The organism is Acidovorax sp. HMWF029, assembly GCF_003060895.1.
In the GTDB taxonomy this organism is placed as follows: domain Bacteria; phylum Pseudomonadota; class Gammaproteobacteria; order Burkholderiales; family Burkholderiaceae_C; genus Acidovorax.
In genome coordinates, this window is record NZ_QAIH01000173.1 from 1 (window position 1) to 5158 (window position 5158).

Sequence of the window (5158 nt, forward strand, 5' to 3'; positions counted from 1 at the left end):
GGGCAATCTGATTGCAGCCGATGCGGTCAAGGGCCTGCTGTCCATCGCGCCCGATGGCAAGGTCACCGTGCTGGCCTACAAGGTGGGTGGCGACCCCATCCGTTATGCCGACGCTGTGGTGGTGGCCCAGAACGGCAAGATGTACCTGAGCGACGCCTCCACCCGTTTTGCCCCCAAGGACTGGGGTGGCACCTTTGAGGCCAGCGTGCTGGACATCCTGGAGCAGGCCAGCACCGGCCGGGTGGTCGAGTACGACCCCGCTACGCGCAGTACCCGGGTGGTAGCGCGGGGCGTCAGCTTTGCCAACGGCGTGGCGCTGAGCCAGGACGAAAAGCATCTGTTCGTCAACGAAACCGGCAAATACCGGGTGTGGAAGATTGCGGTGGACGCGAATGACCTCGACATCGGCCAGCTCCATGGCAGCACCAGCAGCCAGCCCAGCCCTCAGGCCCGCGTTCTGCTCGACAACCTGCCCGGCTACCCCGACAACCTGATGCGTGGGCAGGGCGGCAAGGTGTGGCTGGGTTTTGCCAAGCCGCGCGGGGCGGCCATCGACAACATGGCGGGCAAGCCCTGGTTGCGCAGCCTGACCTTGCGCCTGCCGCGTGCGCTGTGGCCCATCCCCCAGCCCTACGGTCATGTGATCGCGTTCACCGACGATGGCAAGGTGGTGGCCGACCTGCAGGACCCGAGCGGTGCCTACCCAGAGACCACCGCGATCACCGAGACGGCCGACCGCCTGTATGTGCAGAGCCTGCACGCGCATGGCCTGGGATGGATGCCGAAACCCTGAGGCCCAAGTTCAGAGTCCTTCAGGCAGCTTCCCCATGGTGCCGGGTCTTCACCTCGGCACCCGTGTCCGTCCAGCCAAAGAACTTGCACACCTCGGCCCGCATGGCCAGGGTGTCGGCCCGGCCCAGGGCCATCAGCTCTTGCGTGTAGCCGGATTCAAACAGCAGGTAGCTGGCCAGCGCGGCGCCGCGCACATCGGCCATGTTGGACGTGACGCCCAGGGCGCCCAGCATCGTACGCACGGGGCCTGGCAGGTCACCCACGTGGCGCGCGGCCACGGCGTCCAGGCGCTGGGAGGGGGCAATCACCAGCAACTCGATGGGGCGCAGCGCGCTGTGCAGACGCTTTTCTTCGGGGATGAGCGACAGGGTCTGGTTGATGCGCTGCACGCGCTCCACATCCACGGCCAGCGCATCCAGAAAGATGTTGGACAGCGCATGCCCCGCGATCTGCGCCAGGGTGGGGTAGTTGGGCGTGGGGTTGGCGGCCGTATCGCCCTTGGGCTCGTGCATGCGCCCTGCGCCGATCACCAGAATGCGCTCGGCCCCCAGGTGGATGGCGGGTGCAATGGGCGCTGACTGGCGCATGGAGCCATCGCCAAAATACTCGACATGGTCGTCCACCTCGATCCCCTTGGCGGGGAAGATGAACGGAATGGCCGACGAGGCCAGCAGATGCTCGTGCGTGATCCGGTCGCTGGCCGCCTTGCGCTGCGAGCGCACCCAGGGCTTGACGGGTGCGGCGGTTTCAAAAAAAGTGATGTGTTCGCCCGAGCTGTAGCTCGACGCCGTGACGGCAAGCGCCGTGAGGTGGCCCTTGCGGATCAGCCGGGGCAGGCGCACCAGCGGCACCATTTTGACCAGCAGTTTTTCGAGCGGCGAGTTGTCCAGCAGCGACTTGGGTCGCATGCGCCGCCAGCGCGCCAGCGCCCAGCCCAGCGACACCAGCGTGAGCCAGCGGGCGCCGCTGCGCATTACGCTGAGCGAGTCGGCGCCATACACCTGGCTGGCATGGAACTGGCGCCACACCCTTGCGATGCGGCGCACGGCGCGATCAAAGTGGTCGGCCCCGCAGGCCAGGGCGGCTGCGTTGATGGCTCCGGCCGAGGTGCCTGTGATGATGGGAAAGGGGTTGGGGCCGCTGCCCTCGCCGCAGGCCTGGCGCAGGTCGGCAATGGCTTCGAGCACGCCGACTTGGTAGGCAGCGCGGGCGCCGCCGCCGGTCAGCAGCAGGCCGGTGGCCGGGATGGAGGGCGCTGCGCCGGGGGGGCTTGAAGAATATGGCGTGGAAGCAGGCATGGCGGGTGGTGCAAGCAGATGTCCTGAGTGTGGAGGGCTGCCCACGGCCTTTCATGTGGGAAAACCCGCATGGGGCCACAACCGCGTAGCGTGGTGTTCAGCCCTTAAGCAGCAACTGCGCCACCGCGCTTCCCTGTAGCACCACGATGCCGTGGTCGCGGGCGTAGATGCGGGCGTTGTCGCTCACCTGCCCCAGTGCTGCGACATACACGCCTGCCGAGGCATCGGCCGCCGCCATGGCCGCCTGCAGTTCGCGCAGCGGCTCCACGCCGTGGGTGGCGGCTTTCCAGCGCTTGGCGCTGACCAGCGTGGTCTTGCCGCCCAGGGTCAGGCGCATATCGGCGGCGTTGGTGCCGCCCGCGTTCAGGCGTTCGACGGTGTAGCCTGCGCGCTCCCAGGCCGTGGTCAGGGTGTCGGCAAAGCTGCGCCAGGGCATGCTGGCCACGGCGTCCAGCATTTCGGCCACTTTGGCGGGGCTCGGGGCGCGCAACTGCCGCCACGCGGCAATGCAGCCCACCACAAAGATGGGGAAACCGGCCAGCGCACCCACGATGAAGTATTCCTGGGGCAGCAGCGCACCGGAGGCCAGGACGATGACGCCAACCACCACAAAGCTGATCCACCATGGCGAGCGCAGCAGCATTGCGAACAGGGATTTCTCGGCCATCTTGAATTTCACGGGGGTCCTTTTCTTTTGGTTGCAAGGGTTGCCGATAGTGGCGGCGCCGGGCGCAAAGCGTGCGCATTGTCCTTCACCCACCGGGGTCACGGCGCTTGGATAGACTACCCGCCCCAGAGGAGTTATTTGCATGTCAGTCACCGAACAGGGCCTTTTGGCCGCACTTTCCAGCGTGCTGGACCCCCACACGGCCAAGGATTTCGTCAGCACCCGCGCCCTGCGCAACCTGCAGATCACCGGTGGCGACGTGGCGTTTGACGTGGAGCTGGGCTATCCCGCCAAGAGCCTGGTGCCCGAGCTGCGCCGCAGCCTGGTGGCGGCCGCCAAGGGCGTGGCGGGGGTGGACAACGTATCGGTCAACATCACCACCAAGGTGATTGCCCATGCCGTGCAGCGCGGCGTGCAGTTGCTGCCCCAGGTCAAGAACATCATTGCCGTGGCCTCGGGCAAGGGGGGCGTGGGCAAAAGCACCACCGCCGCCAATCTGGCCCTGGCCCTGGCTGCCGAAGGCGCCAGCGTGGGCGTGCTGGACGCCGACATCTACGGCCCCAGCCAGCCCATGATGCTGGGCATCAACCGCCGCCCCGAGAGCGAAGACGGCAAGACCATGGAGCCGCTGGAAAACTACGGCGTGCAGGTCATGTCCATCGGTTTCCTGGTGGACCAGGACGAAGCCATGATCTGGCGCGGCCCGATGGCCACGCAGGCGCTGGAGCAGCTCTTGCGCCAGACCAACTGGAAAGACCTGGACTACCTCATCATCGACATGCCGCCCGGCACGGGCGACATCCAGCTCACGTTGAGCCAGCGCGTGCCCATGACCGGCGCCGTCATCGTCACCACCCCGCAGGACATCGCCCTGCTGGACGCCAAGAAGGGCATCAAGATGTTTGAAAAGGTGGGCGTGCCCATCCTGGGCATCGTCGAGAACATGGCCGCCCACGTGTGCAGCAACTGCGGCCATGTGGAGCACATCTTTGGCGCCGACGGCGGCAAGAAGATGGCGGCTGACTACGGCATGGACTACCTGGGTGCGCTGCCGCTGAACATGAGCATCCGCCTGCAGGCCGACAGCGGCAAACCCACCGTGGTGGCCGACCCGGACGGTGAAGTCGCTGCCATCTACAAGAAGGTGGCCCGCGATGTGGCGGTGAAGATCGCCCAGCAGGCCAAGGATTTTTCGAGCAAGTTCCCCACCATCTCGATCAGCAAGAACACCTGACCCTCCCGAGCCGCCGCACCGCGCCATGAACCTGCTTGCGTCCCTGCGCTACTTGGTGGCGCTGCACGAGCACCGGCACTTTGGGCGGGCGGCGCAGGCTTGCCACATCACGCAGCCAGCGCTTTCCAATGCGCTGCGCGCGCTGGAAAAAGAATTTGGCGTGGTGGTGGTGCGCCGGGGCCGTAGTTTTGAGGGCTTCACGCCCGAGGGCGAGCGGGTGCTGGCCACCGCACAGCGCATGCTGCACGAACACCAGGTGCTGCAGCAGGACCTGAGCAGCGACGCCGCCCACCCGCGCGGCACCTTGCGCCTGGGCGCCGTGCCCACGGCCATGCCCATTCTTGCGCGGTTTGCGGCGCAACTGCAGGCGCGGCACCCGGGCATCGTGCCGGTGGTGCTGTCGATGAGCTCGCAGGCGCTGGAGGCGGGGCTGGAGAATATTTCTCTGGACTTGGCGCTGGGCTACACCGAGCGCATGCCCCTGCGCGGTGGGCAACTGCGGGCTTGGCCCCAGTATGTGGAGCACTACTTTCTGCTGCGCCGGGCGCCGCGTCTGCCCCAGCGCCCCGCGCGCGGGCTGCAGATGGGCCCTCCGATGGCCTGGGCTGATGCGGCAGCCCTGCCGCTGTGCCTGCTCACCCCCGAGATGCACAACCGCAGCCTGGTTGATGGCGCCTTTCACAGCGCAGGCGCTACGGTGCTGCCCGCCATGGAAACGGATTCGGTGCTGACCCTGGCGCTGAGCGTGGTGGCAGGCGAGCTTTGCAGCGTGCTGCCCGGCGCACTGGTCGATGCCGTGCGCGGGCACGACGGGCTGGAAGCGCTGCCGCTGGTCGGCCCGGTGCTCACCACCCCCATCGGCTTCATGTCACACCGCCAGGTGCAGCCCACCCGTGCGCTGGATGCCGCTTTGGCGCTGGCGCAGGATGCGGACTGGTTGCAGCACGCCACGGCGCACAGCGGGTTGCTGGCGGCCCACTGACCCAGGCCGCCCGCAGCGGTGGGTGATTCGCAGGCCTGTGCAATTCAGGTCGTTTCATTTGTTTTTGTGATCGACCCATGTGCATCGGCAATTTGACGCCGCATGCACCCCTGGCCGACACTGCGGCGGCGCGTCTGGCCTATGCAGGCGCCTTCATACAAAACAACGCCCCCACGCCCCCGGTC

5 protein-coding genes are annotated in these 5158 nt (G+C 67.0%); 3 read left to right on the top strand and 2 right to left on the bottom strand.

The window, feature by feature from the left end:
- Window positions 1-793, top strand: a 793-nt coding sequence (locus DBR12_RS12105; RefSeq protein WP_108617472.1) for an SMP-30/gluconolactonase/LRE family protein, incomplete at its 5' end; no start/stop codon positions are given.
- A gap of 19 nt (window positions 794-812) precedes the next feature.
- Here the strand turns inward: DBR12_RS12105 and DBR12_RS12110 are convergent.
- Window positions 813-2090, bottom strand: a complete 1278-nt coding sequence (locus DBR12_RS12110; RefSeq protein WP_108617473.1) for a patatin-like phospholipase family protein — start codon at window positions 2088-2090, stop codon at window positions 813-815.
- Window positions 2091-2187: 97 nt separating this feature from the next.
- The gene (locus DBR12_RS12115) at window positions 2188-2757 is read right to left on the bottom strand and encodes a restriction endonuclease (protein ID WP_108617476.1); all 570 of its coding nucleotides are present in this window, start codon (window positions 2755-2757) and stop codon (window positions 2188-2190) included.
- A gap of 142 nt (window positions 2758-2899) precedes the next feature.
- Here DBR12_RS12115 and apbC point away from each other — a divergent pair, with 142 nt between their 5' ends.
- Together apbC and DBR12_RS12125 are read left to right on the top strand one after the other, a co-directional pair.
- A complete protein-coding gene (apbC, locus tag DBR12_RS12120; RefSeq protein WP_108617474.1) occupies window positions 2900-3991 on the top strand; it encodes an iron-sulfur cluster carrier protein ApbC in 1092 nt (363 codons plus the stop codon).
- A gap of 25 nt (window positions 3992-4016) precedes the next feature.
- On the top strand, window positions 4017-4973 hold the full coding sequence (locus DBR12_RS12125; protein WP_108617475.1) for a LysR substrate-binding domain-containing protein: 957 nt from the start codon (window positions 4017-4019) through the stop codon (window positions 4971-4973).
- The last annotated feature ends 185 nt before the right edge of the window (window positions 4974-5158 follow it).